The organism is Collinsella sp. AF25-2LB, assembly GCF_003458415.1.
GTDB lineage: Bacteria > Actinomycetota > Coriobacteriia > Coriobacteriales > Coriobacteriaceae > Collinsella.
Genome location: NZ_QRUF01000002.1, coordinates 157,731 through 178,802, shown reverse-complemented (window position 1 = coordinate 178,802; position 21,072 = coordinate 157,731). Strand labels below are relative to the sequence as shown.

Genomic DNA, 21,072 nt, shown 5'->3' with positions numbered 1-21,072 from the left:
TAGGTGTAAATCGTTTTGCCAGTCGGTGAAAGGAGGGATCAACAGATTAGATATCCATCTTATTAAAGTCGATGGAATATCCCATGGACTTGAGTTCTTTCAAGAGGCCGAACTCCCAACTGTCTGTTCCGGTATAAACGACGCCCTGTAGATCGGAGGGAATCTCGATACCTTTGTCAACAAGAATTGCAACGTTTTCCCTGCCAAGCCGACCAATAAAGTATCCGGCTTCAAATACAACATTTTGTCTAGCCCTGGGCTTTTCCGACTGTTCTGCCTGGGCTCTTCCTTCGTCGTCCGCCGTAAAAAGGCATACCGCTCCTGCTGCATCGCCTTCAATTTCCAGCTTTTCGATGATTGTCTTGCCCTGATTTGACTGCTCGTTTAGGACAACCGCCGTCAGGCCCTGCCTTTCGATGATTCTCGCGACCCTTTCTCTAAGCTCTCCGTTGTGACCATGAACGATAAATACCTTCGAATAATCTCCAACATTTGCAGTCGATCCGGTTTCCCCTTCGTCTGAAAACTCATCAAGGTATGTCTCCAGCACAGCTTTTGCACTGCGCAGGCCGTCCGCACAGGCTTCAACGAAAGCCGAGTCGGGCGTACCGGAGGTGAAGAAAGACAACGAGTAGCTGATTTTGTTAAAGCTTTTAAATTCGTAGCTGTCTTTTCCAAATCGCCTAATTAAAAGCCTGTCCGCCCTTGTCTTCCATGCTTTAAAGTCAGGCGAACTAGAGCTGATGTATTTCTTTGAAAGTTCGTCTGCTGTTTCGCACAACTGCTGCAAAATTTCAAAATCAGACATTAAGCCTTCTTTCTATAACCAATAACGGAGCTAAGAAGCATCTTATTCCAATGAGCGGCCAAATCTCTTTACTGTTTCCTCGGTGCCCCTATCGGAGATGGACTTGCCCAGTGCGAACTCAATAGCGTCCAGCAAAGCCATGACGCGAGCTTTGAAATAGGCATCAAAGTCATCATTAATGAACGCATCCCAGTCAATGAGATTCGATTCGATGACGGAGTTCACAGTGTTCGATGTCAGCTTTCTTAACGAATTTCGCTGAGTAGACGCTGGGGGCCGCGCCTCCAATTTCTGTGCCCGAATAGGAGTACGAGCACGTCGGTCAAGATGCATTCGGTGGTCAACATGGCGGGATCTATCTGCGAGCGGAAAACAAGCGGCGCTGCTAATGGTAGCGCCGCTCGCATCATCAAAGAAGAATCGTTATCGATTGTCTCTGGGACTTTTCGTTCAAAACCAGAGCATGTCGACTACTGCTTATCGAAGTACATCCACCCTACAGGCTGCATTAGTTCGTAATAATCGACGGGCGTTTTGAAGCGAATCCTGCCCAAATAACCACGCTTTTCAGCAACCAACTGCATCTGTCTGCGTCACGGCAAACTCTTTGAATTGGCGTTGCGGCAAGTTTGTCTTAAGAAAATAAGGCTGTTAAGACAAACCCATTTTGACGTTTACGTAACGTCGACCATCGATCAAGCCGTATTATTCGGAGTTAGATTTATCGCCCCACGACGCTAAGCTGGTGACCATCCAGTGCCTTTTGATATCGATATAGACATCGCCAATCTGATTGTCCAAGCATTCATCGGACTCGTTACCTTGGGGGCCTTGATTGCCGCACTCTGGCAAAGTAACCAGAGCAAAAAGAACAGGGAGGACGACATCAAGCGGCATCAGCCATCCCGCATATCGGCATGGTACGAAGGGGATCGAAACCGAACTGATCAGCCCGAGGACAATCGGTTCGTCTGGCAATTCGTCGTGCTTCGAAACGAAAGCGAGTCCCCCGTCTACGACGTAATCGTCACCTGCGTCGGGATTAGCGGGGCCGGCCCCTCTTTCAAAGGTGAGGATAACCGCCCCGCTTATCCCAACCGCGTCTGCGTCGGCACGCTTCCTCCTGGAGCATGGTGCATATGGCTCCCGACGGAAGGGCACGGAATGGGAGTACGCACGGCACCCGAAACGGCTTTCACCGACGCAAGCGGAACTTCATGGGTTCGGCGGGGCAACGGAAGGCTCGAGGAGATCCCTATGGAGCCAACCTCGTTCTACAGGCTGCCCCTTCCCTTGACCTGGCACGGATGCAAGAAGCTGACCGAGTAACCCCTTGGCATCGTCGTTTCAGGCATTGGGTTTTCCGGACTGGGACGCGAACTTCCCCAGATGTTCCGGATAACGGGAAAGTCAGAACTATTCGGGTTTGCGAGACGGGATCGAGAGAGCGACTCCGCCCTATTATTTCGATGCGTCCATGAATTGAAGTGAGATCGGCATCATCACCTCGAAGCACTTACATACAGATCCATATGGCAAAGGCAGCAATTCGCCACCTTGGTTGCAGCAGCGGAGGTTATTACTCAGGATACAAGCGGAAGTAGCCAAATAGGCGCTGGGCGCAACCGAGACGCAGCCAGAGAAGGGTGACATGAGAGTTGTTTCAGAGGATTGGGGTGATATGGATGAAGTTGACTGGTAAGTGCATCTCCAGGTTCAACGGATGACTGATCAAGGCCGTCTTTAGGTTCACGTAGGGATCCGCTTTTGCTGACAAACAAACACGTGATTGATTTATGGCTTCCAGACGCTTAGCGTGTCTGGAAGCTCATTTATTTTATTGTCAGCAACCACGAAGCCAGCGCTGAACCTCGCCCTAGTAATTGCAACATAGAGCTTGGAGCGTGTTTGCGGCTTCAGATCCGTCGAGGCATCTTGCAACCAAGAGGCCATATCGGCAACTGGATAAATCAAAACATGGTCATATGTTCGGCCTTTTGCTTTGCCGAAGTTGCAGATCGATGAAGCGTTCGCGGTCTGAGTGGCGACGCTACGTCTCAAAATCACTGGATCCAAAAACTCGCAATACCTTTGCGCAAGTGACTCTGGAATGGCCCAAACTCCATTATGGGTTTCATTTGAGGCGGCGCGCAAAGATGCGGTTGGTGAAAACTCCGGATAAACCATGTTTGCGAATCGCCATTCTTGATTTGCTGCTTTTTCGTTATCTTGTCTATGCAATGCAACTGAAACGCATCGGTGTCTCATCTGCAAATACTCGTAGGGCGATAAATGATTATTTAGCCGATCCTTCTTCGAATCCGAAAAGCAAACCGTCCTCATTTGGTAAACAGCCCCGTTCGACGCATTCCAAGATTAGCGCTTGCAATAATTTTGCAGAATCGGAAACACAAGACTCAGAAGGTTGTTTTCCCTCATGAACGGCTTCTGACCTTGCTCTATATAGTTTCTTTATTTCTTGCTGTTTTTGCTTGCCTCCTCCAAGAAACAAAGCTGCGAGAGTACTGACACGAAAAACAAGTTCGCTCCGGACTCCAAACAATGACTCAATCCCAGCCCATATAATCGCCATTTGAACTGAAGGTCGAAGCGATTGCTTGTAGCTCCACAAGGAATTCACCGCGGTCTCAAATCGCGTGTTTTTATCAAACAGTTCCCATGCGTCCCGATAATGCTGTCTTATCCACTGCTTCTCTGAATCGTTGATCACTTTCAATTTTCTTGGAATGAACAACCTTGTAGAAAGAACAACATTGATTGCCGAGCATGGCGAAAAATCTTCTGTCCGCGAATCGCTCTGAACATGCCAATACAATTCGCAATTCAAAAGCGCGGACAATAGAACTATTGCAGATTGGGCATTCCAAACTCGAACTGCAAGCTCTTTGCCCTCTCCAACAACGCGCAACTGAGCTGTAGTTTTCCTAAGGACGGCAATCAAGACACCTAAATCGGTCTCATCTCCGCTGCCATATTTCATCACAGAATTTATCATGTCGTCCGGCGAGGCCTTGCACGTGGCCGGCAATAGAGAGAGGTGTTGCGTAAGCGGCAGCTCTTCGTCTATGGTTAATCCCATTAGGTATAGATATGAAGCAGCAGCCGATTCATTTACAACAATCATCATCTTCGCCCCCCTGCCATAGCGCTCTATACCTAATCCATCCGAACAGCGCCAAACTGAGAGACGTCGATTTCGCCCTACATGAGTTTGGGAAGCAATGCGTCACGCAGTTCGCCAAGAGCCTACGACTTGAGTATATTAGCCTATATGAGCTCAAGAATACCATTGAGCGTCGAAGTCGTTCTTTCTATTGCACAAGCTGGAGCAAACGGGACGTTCATCGACTTAATGTTTTTTAATGCAAGCTTGGTCTGAACGGCACCAACAGTTCCAAGCCTAATAGCTTCCATGCCCATTGAGCTACGAAGAAAGAAATACGACCACGCCGCAAAGTCGCCTTTAAACGAAGTAAGTTTGTTGCAATTCTCTGTGAGGTTTGCCTCATCGAGCGTTTTTCCGATATACGCCGTAAGGCCAATCGTTCCGACAACGGAAACAATTAGATCGCCAGTGTTGACAACGTAGCGCGAAATATTAGATCGTGTTTCATCGTCGATATATAGCATTTCCGAAGTGAGTAAGAGAACAGAAGCGTTGTTTAAGTCGCGGACTCGAATATATGGATGAGAGTTTGCCTCTGCAATTAGCTCTGAACCTTTAGGGAGCCTCTAACCGCCCTTGACTTCGCAGAATGACTCGACTGAACGGTAATGATTTTCTCGCTTGTTCTCTTCAATTGTTTGAGCAAAAAGGGCTTCTCCGAGTTCAGCTAAATAATCATTTACCGGAACATAGGCCTGCACTTCAGAATTGTTTCCATCGAACCAAGGGGAAAGGAGCCCCCGGTGGAAGCGATGATCAATATGGTTCTAACACAGATGTAGCCGGTTCTAGACTATCTGCAGATAAAGCAATCTTAAAAGCAGTGCTCGAAAGCACTATGTGTAGCCATGCCGAAAGCAGCGTGCCCAGCAACTCGAGTCTACTCGGTCTCTTCCTTACCGACAAGGAAGTCGAGGGGTGCTCTCCGAGAACAATCGCGTACTACGAAAGCACCCTCAAACCATATGAGGCATGGATGGAAGAGAAGACGATGCTGAGCGAAGACGGCCGAATCGTCAGGGTGGACAACCCATGGTGTTCGTTCTACATCGACACCGAGCTGGCACCTGCGCTAGACGAGAGCAGGTGCGGGAAATGGATGTTCTACTTCAACGATATCGAGTTCGCGGAGGAAGTCTGCCGCAAGGCGGCCCTCGGAATGGTCGTCGCGGAATGCAAGCACAGCTCATTCGAGTCCGTTATCGAGAACGGCAGAGGCGTCGCCTGCTTCTACCTGAACTTGGACGACGTCGAAGCACATCGCCGCGTTGTCGCATTCATGTTGGAGCATGGCCTGGTTCGGAAGACGAAGTCGGGGAAGCTGTATAACATCGGCTTCAAGTTGGATGACCAGGCACGGGCGGGAGAATATGGAGCCGGTTTCAAGGCACGAATCACGTTGAGCGATCGCTCGAATTAGGCGAATTTTACCTGCGAAGAACAATGAAGGGCGGGGGTGTATCGGCTAATGCCGAACACCCCCGCCCTCGACGCGGTTAAAATAGCGAATGATTGAAGCGGATCAGCCTGGTTCCGCCCTCTTCCCTAGTCCCTCTTAAACAGATCCCTCGTGTACACCTTGTCCGCCACGTCTGAGAGCTCGTCGCTCCAGCGGTTGGCGACGATCACGTCGCAGCCGGCCTTGATGGCTTCCAGGTCGTGGGTGGCCTCGGAGCCGAAGAACTCCGGCGCGTCCAGCGTGGGCTCGTAGACCACCACGGGCACGCCCTTGGCCTTCACGCGCTTCATGACGCCCTGGATGGAGCTCGCGCGGAAGTTGTCGGAGTGGGACCCGATGCGCGGCTCAAGGAACATACAGTCATGACGTCAGTCTGTACGCAGCCTTCTACCGCATTATAAATATTGGCCTGATGGCATTTTGTATTGGGTAAAACTGAAGGTGTTAGAAATTAGGCTAAACAGCTAATTGGGAGGTTGGATTATGCACCAACTAATTATTCTTGGAAATGGATTCGACTTGACCTGCGGACTGAAGTCCAAGTTCTCAGACTTTTACAGCGACAGGACGCACGGAACAGGCTCGATCGAATCAATTCCTAAGGACGAAAGAAATGTTTGGGATGTGATTCTTTATGAAATAGGACAAAGCGATCCATTGTGGTGCAATATAGAGAGCCTTATTTCGGCATATGTATTCCAAGAAGATAGCTCAGGTTCAAAATTGGACCACATTTATGAGCAACCGATGTGGACAATTGACCCGTCAAATCCAAATCAATCTGAACATCCAGACAACGCTGTATGTAATTTCGTTTCAACTTGTCTGAATAATGAATATGTTACCCAAAAGGAACTAACCGGCTTCCTTCTGACCTCTCTAAAAGAATACGAGCGCATCTTTGCGAGCTATCTCAAAGAACAAGTCGATAATCATAAATCATACAGGGAGAAGGCTCATGAATATTTCGCAGCCATTCGCGATGACTGCATTAAGAAATCTGAGCAAAAGAACTTATGCTCTTCCATCCTGAACTTTAACTATACGACCCCTTTAAACCGGAGGATCCTTGTTTGGGAATCGTTCATGCCCGGAATGTCCATGGCTTACTAGGCCGAACAGAGACCATTTTCGGCATTGACGGAAAAGACGTAGCTGAAGATGACCCAGCGTTGCCATTTACAAAAACATATAGGCTGATGTCGCTAGAGCCATACGAAAGCGAAGCTGTAAAACTCTGCGACAGCGACACTTGTTACATTAAGATCTTTGGGCATTCGCTTTCTCGAGCAGATTATTCTTACTTCCAATCTATTTTTGATACTGTCAATCTTTACGGCGGTGATACAAAGCTCGTATTTTTGTATAAGAACTATCCAAATACACCAGACAAATCAGTTGATGAACAAGCGATTCGTGAAGAATTGTACTCACGCATTTCACACCTACTGATTGAATATGGAAACACTCTCGACAATAAAGATCACGGCAAAAATTTAATGCATAAGCTGCTTCTAGAAGAAAGATTGCTAATTAAACGCCTTGATGTTAAGTCACATTTACCCACAAACATATATGCGCATTAGCTATCAAAATCTGAATTGAAAGTCCCCTTTACGAGTAATCCAAACAAAGAAAGCCGGGGTGCATCGTTTCTCAAAAACATGCACCCCGGCGTTTAAAAGCTGAATACAAGTAATTTACTGAATGTAAGTAATACTTTAGGTTCAGTCGCTACTCTTGTTGGCCCTTCATATATGAATCAGAAATAGCCTTCATAAGGAAATCTTGCATTTGTGGCGCAGCCATCATATTACCGACCATTGAACCCATTAGCTGCTTGGTCATTTCATTCTGCGCGTTGGAGTTCGCCAGCTCGAGGGAATATCTATGCTCCGCTTCGAGTTTCTCCATCTCAAGCTTATGGGTCTCCTTTAAGTTGTCCAAATCAACTTCGTGCTGTTTCATTAGCTTTTCGATTTCATGCTCATTTGCTTCCTTGAGCGTTTGAATTTCCGAAGCGGATTTATTGTGGGCTACCAAATAAGAGCTGATGCCGGAAATTATCGCGGCAATTATCGAAACGATATACGGCGCAATAATTGATAAATCCATAATGCTTTCCTAACACCAATCCCACAATTCGCTAGCTCAAGTTTACTCTAATCTGCCCAAGTGCCCATTCAGCTCGTGCCGCAGCTTCATCGGCGTTATCGCCGCTGCATACAACATGTCCGATTCGGTCGTTACTTGAGTGCGGCGTCTCAATAGAGTCTCCGGGCTTAAGGTATAGCTCGATTTCCTCAACGCCTTCAGTGTGGCAGAGATTATCCGGCACATCAATGGAGGATATCGTTCCAGCATGATCCGCAGTGATAAAGCGAATTGCCGACCCACGATGCGCCTTTACCTCAAAGTCAAACGGCAGCCCAAGAGCTGCGGCCACGGTTCCCTCAACAAAATCGAGATCGGTCGACAGCGGTACGAGTTTGGAAGTAATAAAATCGCCTCCAAGTCGTGCAGCCATCTCGATAACCTTCGGACCCTCGTCGGTGAGCATGATCTCCGTATGCGAAGGTCCAGTCACGATGCCGATAGCATCGATGGTCTTTTTCGCAACTTCGCGAATGGCTTCTTGGGCCTCAATTGGAAGTCTTGAGGGCTCAGAATGGCCAAGCTCGACAAAGAAAGGCGGCTCAGTTGTTAACTTATCGGTGATGGTCAGAATGGTCGTCTTGCCATCAACTGTCATGCCTTCCACACTCACCTCACGACCGGTGACGCGCTGCTCGACCATTACAGTTCCCTTACGGGAGAAGCTGCGGAAGAGGCCGAAGAGCTCAGTCGCTGACGTCGCACGGTCCTCGGGAGTAATGAGCTTCACGCCGCGGCTAGCGGCGGAATCCGCGGGTTTCGCGATGCAGTCGTAACCGAAGCGCTCCAAGGCGTGTCCGAACTCATCAGCGTTGTTGCACACTTCGAACTCGGGCATGGGCACTCCGTGATCGGCGAGCCTTCTCCGCATGGCATCCTTTTGCGTGGCGCATACTGCGTCGACTGACGAAATGCCGGTGGGGATCCCGAGCCTCTCGGAGACGAGGGCCGCTACCCTTACGGGAGCGTCACTCGTGGATGTAATCACGAAGTCTGCCTGTTCCTCGCGGGCGAGCGCTTCCACAGCTTCGACGTCGAGCGTGCTCGTAAGCGATGAGACGTCGGCGACTTTAAAGCCCACCGCATCGGGATCATAGTCGGCGCATACAACGCGGAATCCGAGTCTCTGCGCCGCCTCGATGGCAGGAACCTGCAGTCTGCTTCCGCCGAGCATTACTACTGTCCTGCGTTGATCTACGTTTGTCATAGCGAGAGTATCTCCTTAGCTATCTTATTTGCGCCGTAGCCGTCTACGAGAGCGTGTGCACGAGTCGCAAGGGCTACGGCCCTGTCATGAGACGCGACGAGATCCTCGAGCCGATTAACGCTTTCAACTGCGGTGACGTGCGGCTCGTTGCCCATGAGTCCGCAGTATTCCACAGCCCCTAGTTTCGCGAGAGACTCAGCGCTCTGCACCTGTTCCTCAACCATCGCAAAAGTTACAGAGGGAAGACCTGCAGCGAAAAGCTCGTACACCGTCGTGCCATTTGCAGAGACGGCGGCATCACATTGACCCATCAGCCCAGCCATATCAGTGACAGCGCGAAGCATCTTAACCCTAGAGCTTCTCGATTCAATAAGCTCAACCTTTGCAGCGACATCGTCAGAGACCATTCTGCCTACTACCACTGTGAAGGTGATGTTGGAAAGACGTTTGTCGGAAAGAGCCACATCTAAGAAAGTGGGGAGAAAACCCTGAGGATCCGTGTTTCCCGTAGTCACGAGAACGTGTTCAATCTCGGCGCTGCATTCACGATATGCGCTGGCGAAGCATGGTCTAAGCGGTGCGTATTTGGGACCGAAAAGGAGCTTCGTCCCACGATCACCATATGTTTCCTCGTAGAATGCCTCATCGATACAAGTCGAGTAATTAATGATAAGGGAAAGTTTGCCGAGATCTCCGTCTTTGCTGCCGAGATAGCATACCTTGGCGTGCTGAGCGAGGCAGTCGACGAATTCCCTAGACACCGAGTAGGTGTCAACAAGGACGATTGGAAGTTTGGCGTCGTTGCAGAGACGACAAAGCTCATCGGCCCCATCTCTGATATCTCTCCAGTCGGACCCGAGAACGGACGTTGCGAAGCCCCGGGACTCGATGAGCTGGACGGAGTTGCCGTCCGAGAGGACAAATGAGACATCAGCGCCAAGGCCCGCGAGTGCGTCGGCCACGGAAAGGCAACGCATGACGTGACCTCCCGCAATCACCGGGTTGGCGTCAGTGCGTATTAAGACTTTCCTTCGTGAAGTGTTCACCATTTTCATCTTGCCAATTTCGTTTCTCATACATTATGAATACCCTTTTCTTCTCGTCGATGTACCTCCCGCGTTCGGTGAATCCGTTCGAAAGAAGAGCCTTCGAGCTCTTGGGGTTCGTTTTAAGCACGCTGGCTTTAACGCGAACCACGCCCTCGATAGAGAACGCTACGCGGCAGAGAAGGTTAACAATCTCCTTGGCGTAGCCCTTGCCACGCTGTAACTCATTCACAATGTAATACCAACACTCACAGCAAGCGCCTTCGAAGTACTTATGGCCGGCGTTGCCGATAAAGAACTCGCTAACGCAAACCGCGAAGAAAACCTGTTCGTGATCCACTAAGACGTTCTCGAAATACCCGCGGTGCGTCCGAGGGGTCGGCACTGCAGACCCAGCAAATTTGCCCATATACCAAGGGTTCGAAACCCAATCACAGGTCCTCGCGACGTTATAGGAGATAAATCGCCGGAGCGAAACTCGGCCGAAGGGGAGCGGGATGCAGCATTCCATGTGCATCCCGCCGCTTTTTCCAGGCACGAGGGTTAAAAGAGAGGGTGCCCGGTACGCCCCCTAGTCTAGGAGACCCCCGCTCGGTTTTAGGGTAGCATCAAACAGCGCGGGCATCACGCCTCTCTCCTCCTCAACCTTCCAGTCTGCCATCAAATCACGGAAATCGGAAAAAGCAGGAGCATAGCCGAAATCGCACACCGCGCGGGAGATGTCGAACGAGTAGGGCTGGATACCGTTCGGCCTGGTTTCGTCGACGCAGACCTCGGAAGTGCCAGCGGCTCCCGAAAAGACTTCGGCTATCGCCTCCGCCTGCTCGCGGAGGGAAACCGCGCGCCCTGAGCCGATGTTGTATAGGCCAGAGGCTGACTCGCTCTTTCCCGCTTTTACAAATGCTTGCGCGACATCCTTGACGTAGACGATATCTCTGACCGCCGCGTCGGCATCGCCGAATACGGTTATGCCCTCGCCCATCTTCGCCTTGTCGACGAAAAGACCAATGCCCGACTTCTTGACAGCGCCGTTGACCCTGAGCGAGCCGTGAGGACCACAGCCGTATACTGGGGGAAGCCTGAAGACACAGTTTCTCATGCCGTACTGCTCGTTGTAGTAGAAAAGCAGGTCCGCGGAGGCATTCTTCGAGATAACGTAGGCGGCGTGGTCGCCGTCCAGCCTGAAGTTCCGCGGCCAGTCCTCGCGCACGGGCTCCGAAGCGCTCCACCTGTTCTGGACGTCTGCGTAGGAAGTGGTGGAAACTATGCGGCGCACGCCGTTCTTGCGCGCCCACTCGAGAAGCAATGCGGTTCCCAGGGCGTTCGTCCTGATATATTCAGCGGCGTCGTCCTCAGTGGACAGGTCGAAGTCCGAGTTTGCAGGCAGCCTCCCCGCCAGATGGGCTACGAAGTCGAAGTCGGTGGGGAGGGCACCTATGCCAGATGGGTCATTGAGGTCGAGGGGAATGTACTCGACGCCAAGCTTTCGGTAGTGGCCCGCGAATCGCCGGTTCCTGCCCGTGCCGACTACTTCGTAACCAGCGTCGAGCAGTGCATCCACGACATAGACACCAATGAAGCTCGAGGCGCCTATTACAAGACATTTCTTGGTCAAACCGTTCTCCTTTCCCTCAGCTCGCCCGCTACAAGCTCTCCAGATCGGCCTGGATGATGGGCTCTCCGAACTTAATGTCGCGCTGTGCCGCGTGACCGAGCAGCGCATCCAAGTGCTTGGGTGCCACTCCGTAGGCAGGCCTGATGCTCCGCACGTTCTCGTTGGTGAAAGCCTCGCCGCGCGCGATGTCCTTCACCGCATAGAGGGAGCGACGGCCGGGAAGGCCCTTCTCCTCCTTCTCGGTGCGCTCGTAGGTGACGTGGCCGATGGATGCCTTCGCGCGTCGAACGTCACGGATCATCGCCTTGAACTCGGCAGGCTCCATTGAGAACTCCGAGTCCACAGTTTTCTGTTCGCGGGAGATGCAGTAGTGCTTCTCTATGACGCTCGCTCCCAGCGTGGCCGCAGCCACGTCGACACCCCAGCCCATGGAGTGGTCAGAAAGGCCAACGGCGCACCCGAACCGGTCGCGCATGTCTGCCATGGTGGCAATGTTCATGTCCTCGTAGACGGCGGGGTACTCACTCGTGCACTTCAGCAGCACGATGCGGTCGTTGCCTACAGAGCGGCAGGCGTTAACGGCGTCGGCGATTTCGTCCGCGGTGCCCATCCCGCAGGAAATGACCATGGGCTTGCCCTTTGAGGCGGTGTAACGGATAAGTGGCACGTCGACAAGTTCGGGCGAAGCAATCTTGTACATCTCGCAGCCGATGGACTCGAGGAAGTCAACGGAGGTCGGATCAAAGACGGAGGACAGGAAGTCCATGCCCAAGCGTTCGCACTCCTCCTTAATCTCGGCCTGCCATTCCCAGGGGGTGTGCGCCTCTTCATAGAGGTCGTAGAGCGTCCTACCCTCCCACAGACCGCTAGGCGTCGTCTGGAAGTCGGGCGAGTCGCAGTTGATGGTGATGGTGTCGGCGGTGTAGGTTTGAAGCTTCAGACAATCCGCGCCTGCCTCAGCGGCGGAGCGGACGATTTCCATTGCCTTGTCAACGCTCCCGCCGTGGTTGCCGCTCATCTCAGCAATGAAGTAGACGTCGCCGCGCTCTATGGTCTCGAATAGTCTCATTGTCTAGTCCTCCTGGGTCATGGCCCGATATTTCTGCTCGGCAAGCTCCCAATCCTCGGGAGTGTCGATGTCCTGTACGAGCCTGCTGGGTATGCGAAGAAATCTCGTATTATTGGTGATGAAGCCGCCGGTCTCGTGGAAAGACGCGACCTTCGCGAAGTAAAACCTCCCGCAGTCGTGAACCATCTCAGGGAGGTCCTGGCTTCGGGTCTGGGCGAACTCGGGGAAGGCATACTCGAGTGAGCCGTCCTCACCCACCCTGAAGCCGCGCAGAGGCGGGAAATCGAACGAGGTAACAGGGATTACGGATGAGGCCCCCGCCTCGATCATGGCGGAAGCCTCCTTGAGCTCAGAGACCTGAACGAAGGGTGCCGTCGGGTACAGGCAGCACATGGTGTCGAACTCATCGCCGCACTTGCCGTAATCGGAGAGCACTTCGCGCAACACATCAGCCGTCGTGGCGTAGTCGTTGCTCGTGGCCTCGCTGCGCATGAAGGGAACCTCGGCTCCGTATTTCCTAGCCACGTCGGCAATCTCATCGTCGTCGGTCGAGACCATTACGACGTCGAAGATGCCGCTCGCAACCGCAGTCTCGACCGAGTATGCCAGCATGGGCTTGCCGCAGAACTCACGCACGTTCTTGCGAGGGATCCGCTTCGAGCCGCCACGAGCGGTAATGATGCAAACACTAGAGGGCATTATTTCGCACCCCTATTGGCGCGGCACCACTCAACAACCTTTGTAACTGCATCGACAACGAGCTGCGCATCCTCGTTTGAGAGCCCACAGTGCAGCGGAAGCGTTACGCAGCGATCATAGTAATCCTCGGCATTGGGACAGTCGCCGCGGCCGTGGCCCAGGTCCTTGTAATAAGGCAACAAGTAGACGGGCAGGTAGTGAACATTGACACCTAAGTTCTCAGCGCGCAAGGCATCGAAGATCCAACGACGAGTAACACCAAGTGCCTCAGTGTCAAACTTCAGGCAATACAGATGACGAACGGTATCATCGGGCGAGGCGTCAATTTGGAACTGTACCTCCGGAATCTTGGAGAACTGCTCGTTATAGAAGGCAACGAGCTCCTTGCGGCGAGAGCCGAACTGGTCGAGTCGCTTCATCTGGCTAACGCCAAGAGATGCCTCGATATCGCTTATGCGATAGTTGTAGCCCAGGACCAGCTGCTCATAGTACCAACCGCCCTGGTCTGTCTCTCGCATCAAATCATGGTTTCGCGTAATGCCGTGCTTGGCGTAAAGCTCAATCATCTTGCCCAGCTCAGGATCATTCGTTGCTACGGCACCGCCTTCACCAGTGGTGATGGTCTTTACCGGATGGAAGCTAAAAGTCGTAATGTCTGCGATGGTGCCCACTGCGCGACCATTGTGGAACGTGCCCATTGCATGGGCGGCGTCCTCAATGAAAGTCAGGCCGTTCTCGTCGCAGATCTTGCGAATCTCGTCGGAGTCGACGTGAACGCCGCCAAAATCCACAGCTACAATTGCTTTCGTTTTAACGGTCAACTTCTCGCGGATTGAGGCTGGATCGATATTCCAAGTCTTAGGGTCAATATCCGCAAATACGGGCGTAGCACCGCAGTAACGCACACAGTTAGCAGATGCCGCAAAGGTGATGGGCGACACAATCACCTCGTCGCCGGGTTTAATTCCCGCGGCAAGGCATGCCACGTGCAGAGCCGCGGTGCCGTTTGCCACGGCAGTCACATATTTTGCCCCAGTGGCAGACTTAATGGACTCCTCAAAGGCTTCAGTCGCAGGACCACAGGTAAGGTAGTCACCACGCAGACAATCTTCTACTGCCTTGATGTCGTCCTCGTTGATATCCTGGTGGCCATAGCCCAAAACCCTGGGGCTAGTAGGTTCTCCGCCGTTAATCGCGAGTTCTTTCATGTCAAACCTCCTGTTGACGGTACTATTAGTTTCTGGGTTTAATCTTCAAATTCGGAGTTTTGCCGTAGACGACGGACCCTGCAGGCACATCCTCATCCCTTACAACGGCACCTTCTCCAATCAGGCAGCTGTCACCGATGTGAGAATTGCCCAGCACCTTGCTACCGGTACACATTTGCACGTCACGGCCGATCACCGGGTAGACTTCGTTAATGTTGCCGACTGTACACCCCTGAGTAAACGAGAAGCCCTCTCCGTAGGTTGCGCGACCCATGAAAGAGCCGGTCGGATGATCGAAGGTGAAAGTCTCAGGCATTTCAACTTCGTAATACAAGTCGCAACCCGAAACCGTCTTCATTTGACCGTAGATCTTGTCGCAAACAATACGTGCTGCAGTGGGATTGTCTTTTTCCTCTCGGAAAATAGTGTTAGCCGTCAGGTACAGAAACAGCATCCAATGGCAAGTGTGCAACGGATCGAAGTAAGCTTCACGTTCCCCTGCTGCATTGAGCCTCCAGTAATACTTATTGTCATTAGCGGAGATATTGCGCTCCAGCCTCTCGAGCGTTCGCTCCATATACTTAGTGATTAGACGTTCGTCATCAATTGACTTAAAGAAATTAGTGCCAATTTGATTGAGCAGCATGTCTTTGACGTCACGCAACGGGAATCTATAAATCATCTAGCCCTCCTTTAGATGTGGCGGATGCCGTCGAGCTCTTCACGTACATACTCGGCGGTCATGATTTTTTTCACAGTGCCCTCAACATCCAGTCGGTTGGTATTGTGGGACGTATAGGCCTCGTCGGTCATGGTTCTCACCTCTCCGGTGGCCTGCTTGTTGTCATAGTTCAGACCACGGATATCGGCTGCCACGCGATAATAACCGCCCATATCTTCGGCACGCAGGCGCTCCTCGCGAGTCATGAGCGTCTCAAACAGTTTTTCTCCGTGGCGCGGGCCGATGATACTTGTACCCGTATCGCCAAACAGCTGCTGAACGGCCTTAGCAAGATCGCCAATGGTGCTTGCGTCTGCCTTCTGAATGAAAAGGTCACCCGGGTTGGCGTGCTCGAATGCGAACTTAACAAGGTCAACTGCCTCATCAAGGTTCATCAGGAATCGTGTCATGCTTGGATCCGTAATGGTGATGGGATTACCAGCGTGAATCTGCTCAATAAAGAGTGGGATAACAGAACCGCGAGAGCACATAACGTTACCGTAACGAGTACAGCACACCACCGTATCGCCTTTTTCTGCAGCTCTACGAGCATTGGCGAAGATCACGCTTTCCATAAGGGCTTTTGACTTTCCCATAGCGTTAATGGGATACGCGGCTTTATCAGTGGAGAGACAAACGACTCGCTTAACGCCTTCATCCGATGCAGCGTGAAGGACGTTATCCGTGCCCATGATGTTGGTGCGGACAGCCTCCATCGGGAAAAACTCGCAAGAAGGAACTTGCTTAAGGGCTGCCGCATGGAAGATATAGTCCACGCCATGCATGGCATCGCGCACGGATTGAATGTTACGTACATCGCCAATATGGAATTTTACCTTAGCGAAATGGTCAGGATATCGAGCTTGAAGCTCATGCCGCATATCATCCTGCTTCTTCTCGTCGCGAGAGAAAATACGAATCTCCCCCACATCGGAGGTCAGGAAATGCTTGAGGACGGTATTGCCGAAGGATCCCGTTCCTCCCGTAATCATTAAAGTTGACCCGTTGAATGTCGACATTGGATTGATACCTTTCTATCGTATTCGAATTGATAAGTAACCTAATAAAGAGTTGAGCTTCAGCTTCTCCTTGAAACAAACCCGCACAAGAGCGATGCTGCCTCGGATAATTCACTGAACTTGAAGAGCTTTGCTCCTCCCAGGTAGACAGAAGCGAAGAGGATGACCTGCAGAAACAATTCGGGAACGTAGCCCAACCCCAGAAGCTGAACAGCGAGCGATGCCGCAGCGGCAACGAGAGAGAGGAATAAGATTGGCAGAACGTCCTTAACCTGGTTCAAAGACGAATAGCCATGAAGGCGCTTTGCAGGTGTAGCGTCGACGAAGACGATCGAGATAACTCCAACGATGAAATTTGCCCAAGCCGTATGGTAAATATCGTGGGTGATGGCGGCGGTGATCCATATGATGGCTCCTCCGCCCAAAACTTTAATAATTTGGAGACGCATATAAAGAGAGCTATCTCCCAGAGCCATGTACGCTCGGAGGTTTACAAGCTGAATCATCAAAATGGCATTAGAGATGCACGTCAGCTGAAAGATTGGAACACAAGCGAGCCATTTTTCTGTTAAGAGAATGGCAACTAGCGGCTTGGCAACCACGGCAGCCAGCAAAGATATGGGGGCGACGAGAAACGTACCGAGCGTGAGCCCGCGACGTATGGCGCCACGAAGTGCCTCAGAATCTCCTTTAATTGCTGAAAACATCGGAAATAATACGTTGGCGATGGAATTGCTCATCACCCCAATTGCTGCAGTGGGATACTTACGGCCTTGGCTGTACAGCCCAAGTTCGCTGGCTGAGCAGGCACGACCGATTATCAACTCCGAGATGCCGGAGTAGATAACATTCAGAATTCCCGTAATGCAGATCTTCCAGCCATAACTAAATAACGACCACGCCTGAGAGACATCGAACGTAAATGCGGGTTTCCAGCTGATTTGCAGCCACATGACAATACAAATGAAAATGCTTTGAAGCAAAGACTGTAAGACTAGAGACCAAACGCCAAACCCAAAGAAAGCGAGCACCACGCCTCCGAAGCCCGAAATGAGCGCGGCTATTGTCGTGGCGGCGAAGATGCCCCTAAAATTCATGTTTCGTTGGAGGTAGGAACGCTGAATAGAGTTTGCCGAGTTGAAAAAGACTATTAAACCGAGCACTCGAAGATAAACCACGAGATCTGGCATATTATAGAAGACAGAGATTGTCGGCGACGTAAAGTACACTACGATATATAGAGCGGCTGCCAATCCGAGACTCAGCCACCAAGCGGTGGAATAAGAACGATCGTCCGCATCGCTCTTTTGAATAAGTGCCATCCCTAGACCGCTTTGGGCAATAGAATCGGTGATTTGAGTAACCACCAACAATATTGCCAAAATGCCGAAGGCCTCAGGGGATAGCAATCGAGCAAGAATAATTTGAACGAAAAGTTGAATAGCCTTAGAGCCACCTTGTTCGAGGAAGCTCCAAAGGAATGTAGTTGCTTTTCCAGACTTATTTGAAGAACTACTTGCCATACCGCCCTCCATATGTTGACCCACATTCGTTTTGTAAACGATGAATAAGCGAATCGATGCAGCATTGGCCGTTGTCGATTTCTTGTTCCAAGAAGGACGTATAGGCTGGCATATATTTCGTCAAACTATATTCAACCGTCAACCTCAGCAGCTCGTCAGGATTACTTGCGGTAGGCAACATTTCTTTGTATTCGGAAAAATAGCTGTCAAGAGACTCGTCAATAACAATGTAGGGGGTTCCAAGACATGCGACGTCTAGCGCAGCAGTAGACTGCTCAATAAAGGCGAAATCAAAATCAATTGCTTCAATTTTCTCTTCCTTATATAGTTCAACATCACTCGTCGAAACGGCGTCGCGCAGTTCATTAATGGCAAACAGGGAGCCAGGATGCATTTTGATGAGAAGCTTGAAACCGAAGAGATTCTGAAGGTTAAGGAGAGGTTCGATGCGATGAGAAATCTGTTCAGAGGTTTTCGAGCTGGAGAGAATGAGCAAGACACGTTTTGCGTCAGCAAAACTCTCAACATAATGCTTAGGTTCCAGTCTCATCAATTTTGAAAATTTATAAGTACCTGCGTCGACAGCTTTTTCTGAATTGACAAGAAAAGCGCTCTTTTTGCTCCAGGCAAAGAAATATGTAGCACGCACAGGCGAAAAGAATCGAGCGTCTCCAATTAGGCCATGCTGAAGAACTGCGGATGTCGCATGGTCGTTCATGGCTATGACTGTTGAATAAAAATGATGGTCAGTCATCAAAATAAAAGGATGTTGGTAGCCTATACGCGCAACGTAGTTATCCATACGTTTAATTAAAAACCTAGCTAAACTATCATTTACGGTGCATTCGCTGCCGATAAAAGAAAGAACAGGAGGCAGGGAAAGGACAACAAGGGTCACAGCTTTAAATATCGGCCAAAACACGCCCATTTTGATGTGACTATTTGGCGAGTAACTATTGAGACAAATGAACGTAGCTTTCTCTGCATCGCAGATCTCCGCAGTATCTCGCAAATTGGAAACCATGTTGTTATTCTTAATTTCATCAACGTAAATTGTCGATTCTGGTGCATGACGCAAGCCAATCGAGTTGATATAGACAAGCAGCATTTTCAAGAGCAAGTCGATACCGCAGCGTCTTGACCAAGCAGTTTGACCTTTGGCAATGACATTCCTTCGATCTTCGGTGCAAGCCGAAAGAATCATCTTTAGTTTATCGTCCATTACTATCCCCATAGATGCAGGCCAAAACGGAACCCAACGTTACTGAAGAAATTGCTTCAAAAAAGACATGACCACCAACACAGCTAAACGCAAGCATTCCAAGTAAAGCTATAAATTGAAAATGTCCTTCGTTTCTTGTTCGCCAAGACAGACGCAGCTGTTTAAACAAAAAGGCATATACACAGATAAAGGCAAAGGCCCCATAGGAAAAAAATAAATCAGCCCAATCAAATTCGATCGGTCTAACGTTTGCAGTTAATAAATAGCCACTTGATACAGCCAAATCATGGTGAAAACGATAGTAGCCATTGCCGATTAAGAAACCCAGAGGATTATTGCTTGCAATAAATAGATTGGTTGCTTCAGCCAGCATCCAGGTTCGTCCACTTGTGAGATAGTCAATTAATGAACGATTCTCGAAAAGGTAAGTTTGACGAACAGATACCTTTTCAAGCATTTCATTTAGAAAGGTTACGTTATTGAAGGCGAGTAGCAGGCCAGCAAAAACGAGAATTCCGATCACGGCATTTCTCAACCTAGTTTCAGGGGGAATTAATAAGTAATACATCACTATGAAAAAGGCGAATAGATATCCCGCCTTTGTGCCAAGCAATAATAGTGAAATTAGATTTAACCCCATTGGGATAATCCAAAGAGACTTTTTCTGTATAAATACAGCATCAGCCGAATAAGCAAAAAGCACAATCATAGAAACATTGATGCTGTTAAGAGAAGAGAAGACGCTTTTATAGCCTGAGCCATCCCAATAGCTTGATACCCCAAGTCCCAAAGCAATCGATCCCAAATATAGAATCGGAACATAAATTGCAGCGATAGATATTGCTTTTTTGACTTGATTAATAGACAACGCATTGCAGCGAATCAAACTTTTTGAAGCAAAAAAAACTGCAAAACAAATTATTAGTTTAATACCGATGCTTATGTCATAAAGCAATGAAGGCGCTGTCATGCCTTCTGTGCTAAACGCCTGTGTAAGCACAGATTGAATTACAATCGACGTTAAAGCAAGAAACAGTATACAAAATCCTTTAGGGTCAAGACGAAGTTCGATATATAACAACAAGGCAAAGAATGTCATTCGTACAATTTGGGAAAACGAGCTTATGCCGAATAATCCTGAAAAGAAATCAAACGCCACATTTCCGCAAATGAAGAAAAGCAGCAAATTGGCGAAGAGGCTATAGGTTTTTGTAGGTACGAAATTGCTCTTGCCAATCCCATGGCCTTCAGAATTCGTAAACAATGAGGAAAGTTCGACACTCATACGGCTTCTATCCCCATAGATGATTGAGCGACGCTGTCGCCATCCGAGCCAACATACTCCCCCAGCTCTTCCTCCCAGTCGGGCATGTGGAACCCGACCGACTCGAGCCTGGACAGGTCGAGCGCGGAGTGGACCGGGCGCGGGGCGATGGGGCCCTCGGCGTTCGCGTAGTAGTCGGCGGTCGATACCGGCACGACCCTGTCCCCGTTGCCGTTGGCGGCCTCGAAGACGGCGCGGGCGATGTCGGCCCAGGACTTGACCGCGCCGGAGCCGGTGCAATCGTAGGTGCCGTAGGGGGCCTTCGCGTCCAGCACGTGGAAGATGGCCTCCGCCATGTCGCGCGTGAAGGTCAGGCGTCCCAGCTGGTCGTCGACCACGGTGACCTGCGTGAGCCCGTCCTCGGGGTCGGCGACGCGGTCGGACAGCCCCTTCATGGTCTTCACGAAGTTGTGGCCCTCGCCGATGACCCAGGAGCTGCGCATGATGTAGTGGCGGGGGGACCCCCCCACGGCGATGTCGCCGGCGGCCTTGGTCTGGCCGTAGACGGACAGCGGGGAGAACGGCTCGTCCTCTGTGTGGACCTCGGCCGTGCCGTCGAAGACGTAGTCGCTGGACACGTGGACGAGGGTGATCCCGTGATCAGAGCATGTGCGGGCGAGAAGGGCCGGGCCGGTCGCGTTGGCCTTCCAGGCGGTCACGCGGCCCTCGGGGGTCTCGGCTTTATCCACCGCGGTGTAGGCGCCGCAGTTGATCACGGTGCCGTAGAGCGACCAGTCGTATCTGGAGTAGGCGTCCGGGTCGGACATGTCGAAGGTGTCGATGTCGCAGAAGTCGAAGTCCTTGGCGACGC

22 protein-coding genes are annotated in these 21,072 nt (G+C 50.8%); 3 read left to right on the top strand and 19 right to left on the bottom strand.

Annotated features, from left to right (window positions below; all coding sequences use genetic code 11):
• Positions 1-46 precede the first annotated feature (46 nt).
• The 4 genes from DWY51_RS01955 to DWY51_RS09745 form a co-directional block, all read right to left on the bottom strand.
• Positions 47-808: a TIR domain-containing protein gene (locus tag DWY51_RS01955; RefSeq protein ID WP_117636984.1), complete on the bottom strand. Its 762-nt coding sequence runs from the start codon at positions 806-808 to the stop codon at positions 47-49.
• A gap of 1,794 nt (positions 809-2,602) precedes the next feature.
• Positions 2,603-3,076, bottom strand: coding sequence for a hypothetical protein (locus tag DWY51_RS09445; protein ID WP_147333350.1), 474 nt, complete (start codon positions 3,074-3,076; stop codon positions 2,603-2,605).
• Between the two features lie 28 nt (positions 3,077-3,104).
• Positions 3,105-3,956, bottom strand: coding sequence for a hypothetical protein (locus DWY51_RS01940; RefSeq protein ID WP_117769676.1), 852 nt, complete (start codon positions 3,954-3,956; stop codon positions 3,105-3,107).
• 140 nt (positions 3,957-4,096) lie between these two features.
• Positions 4,097-4,537 (bottom strand): restriction endonuclease subunit S, encoded by a 441-nt coding sequence (locus DWY51_RS09745; protein ID WP_117769675.1) that lies wholly within the window; start codon positions 4,535-4,537, stop codon positions 4,097-4,099.
• Between the two features lie 434 nt (positions 4,538-4,971).
• Between DWY51_RS09745 and DWY51_RS01930 the strand changes: the two genes are divergently transcribed.
• Complete coding sequence (locus DWY51_RS01930; RefSeq protein ID WP_147333349.1) at positions 4,972-5,415, top strand: hypothetical protein; 444 nt, start codon at positions 4,972-4,974, stop codon at positions 5,413-5,415.
• 125 nt (positions 5,416-5,540) lie between these two features.
• On the opposite strand, the gene DWY51_RS01925 is transcribed toward DWY51_RS01930, so the two are convergent.
• Positions 5,541-5,810 (bottom strand): hypothetical protein, encoded by a 270-nt coding sequence (locus DWY51_RS01925; protein WP_199411344.1) that lies wholly within the window; start codon positions 5,808-5,810, stop codon positions 5,541-5,543.
• 127 nt (positions 5,811-5,937) lie between these two features.
• Between DWY51_RS01925 and DWY51_RS01920 the strand changes: the two genes are divergently transcribed.
• Both DWY51_RS01920 and DWY51_RS09440 read left to right on the top strand, forming a co-directional pair.
• Complete coding sequence (locus DWY51_RS01920; RefSeq protein WP_117769673.1) at positions 5,938-6,567, top strand: AbiH family protein; 630 nt, start codon at positions 5,938-5,940, stop codon at positions 6,565-6,567.
• The gene (locus tag DWY51_RS09440; RefSeq protein ID WP_147333348.1) at positions 6,528-7,040 is read left to right on the top strand and encodes a hypothetical protein; all 513 of its coding nucleotides are present in this window, start codon (positions 6,528-6,530) and stop codon (positions 7,038-7,040) included. The genes DWY51_RS01920 and DWY51_RS09440 overlap by 40 nt, the downstream gene beginning before the upstream one ends.
• A 148-nt stretch (positions 7,041-7,188) precedes the next feature.
• Here the strand turns inward: DWY51_RS09440 and DWY51_RS01915 are convergent, their stop codons facing one another.
• The 14 genes from DWY51_RS01915 to DWY51_RS01855 all read right to left on the bottom strand — a co-directional run.
• On the bottom strand, positions 7,189-7,569 hold the full coding sequence (locus DWY51_RS01915; RefSeq protein WP_117769672.1) for a hypothetical protein: 381 nt from the start codon (positions 7,567-7,569) through the stop codon (positions 7,189-7,191).
• Between the two features lie 31 nt (positions 7,570-7,600).
• On the bottom strand, positions 7,601-8,815 hold the full coding sequence (locus DWY51_RS01910) for an ATP-grasp domain-containing protein (RefSeq protein ID WP_117769671.1): 1,215 nt from the start codon (positions 8,813-8,815) through the stop codon (positions 7,601-7,603).
• A complete protein-coding gene (locus DWY51_RS01905) occupies positions 8,812-9,891 on the bottom strand; it encodes a PseG/SpsG family protein (protein WP_233504592.1) in 1,080 nt (359 codons plus the stop codon). Before DWY51_RS01905 ends, DWY51_RS01910 begins: the two co-directional genes overlap by 4 nt.
• Positions 9,824-10,372 carry a GNAT family N-acetyltransferase gene (locus DWY51_RS01900; protein ID WP_158556890.1) on the bottom strand — a complete coding sequence of 183 codons (549 nt, stop codon included), beginning with the start codon at positions 10,370-10,372 and terminating at the stop codon, positions 9,824-9,826. The genes DWY51_RS01905 and DWY51_RS01900 overlap by 68 nt, the downstream gene beginning before the upstream one ends.
• Before the next feature lie 60 nt (positions 10,373-10,432).
• Positions 10,433-11,476, bottom strand: coding sequence for an NAD(P)-dependent oxidoreductase (locus DWY51_RS01895; protein WP_158556889.1), 1,044 nt, complete (start codon positions 11,474-11,476; stop codon positions 10,433-10,435).
• 28 nt (positions 11,477-11,504) lie between these two features.
• Complete coding sequence (pseI, locus tag DWY51_RS01890; protein WP_117769668.1) at positions 11,505-12,545, bottom strand: pseudaminic acid synthase; 1,041 nt, start codon at positions 12,543-12,545, stop codon at positions 11,505-11,507.
• A 3-nt stretch (positions 12,546-12,548) separates the two neighbouring features.
• On the bottom strand, positions 12,549-13,244 hold the full coding sequence (gene pseF, locus DWY51_RS01885; RefSeq protein WP_117769667.1) for a pseudaminic acid cytidylyltransferase: 696 nt from the start codon (positions 13,242-13,244) through the stop codon (positions 12,549-12,551).
• Entirely contained in the window at positions 13,244-14,452 is a 1,209-nt protein-coding gene (pseC, locus tag DWY51_RS01880; protein ID WP_117769666.1) for a UDP-4-amino-4,6-dideoxy-N-acetyl-beta-L-altrosamine transaminase, read from the bottom strand. Before pseC ends, pseF begins: the two co-directional genes overlap by 1 nt.
• A 25-nt stretch (positions 14,453-14,477) precedes the next feature.
• Positions 14,478-15,134, bottom strand: coding sequence for a transferase (locus DWY51_RS01875; RefSeq protein WP_117769665.1), 657 nt, complete (start codon positions 15,132-15,134; stop codon positions 14,478-14,480).
• An 11-nt stretch (positions 15,135-15,145) separates the two neighbouring features.
• Positions 15,146-16,192 (bottom strand): polysaccharide biosynthesis protein, encoded by a 1,047-nt coding sequence (locus DWY51_RS01870; protein ID WP_117769664.1) that lies wholly within the window; start codon positions 16,190-16,192, stop codon positions 15,146-15,148.
• A 59-nt stretch (positions 16,193-16,251) separates the two neighbouring features.
• On the bottom strand, positions 16,252-17,715 hold the full coding sequence (locus tag DWY51_RS01865) for a lipopolysaccharide biosynthesis protein (protein ID WP_158556888.1): 1,464 nt from the start codon (positions 17,713-17,715) through the stop codon (positions 16,252-16,254).
• Complete coding sequence (locus tag DWY51_RS01860; RefSeq protein ID WP_117769662.1) at positions 17,705-18,937, bottom strand: hypothetical protein; 1,233 nt, start codon at positions 18,935-18,937, stop codon at positions 17,705-17,707. Before DWY51_RS01860 ends, DWY51_RS01865 begins: the two co-directional genes overlap by 11 nt.
• Positions 18,927-20,222, bottom strand: coding sequence for a hypothetical protein (locus tag DWY51_RS09435; RefSeq protein WP_147333347.1), 1,296 nt, complete (start codon positions 20,220-20,222; stop codon positions 18,927-18,929). The genes DWY51_RS01860 and DWY51_RS09435 overlap by 11 nt, the downstream gene beginning before the upstream one ends.
• On the bottom strand, positions 20,219-21,072 hold an 854-nt coding region (locus DWY51_RS01855), incomplete at its 5' end, for a sugar nucleotide-binding protein (protein WP_117769704.1). The genes DWY51_RS09435 and DWY51_RS01855, both read right to left, overlap by 4 nt.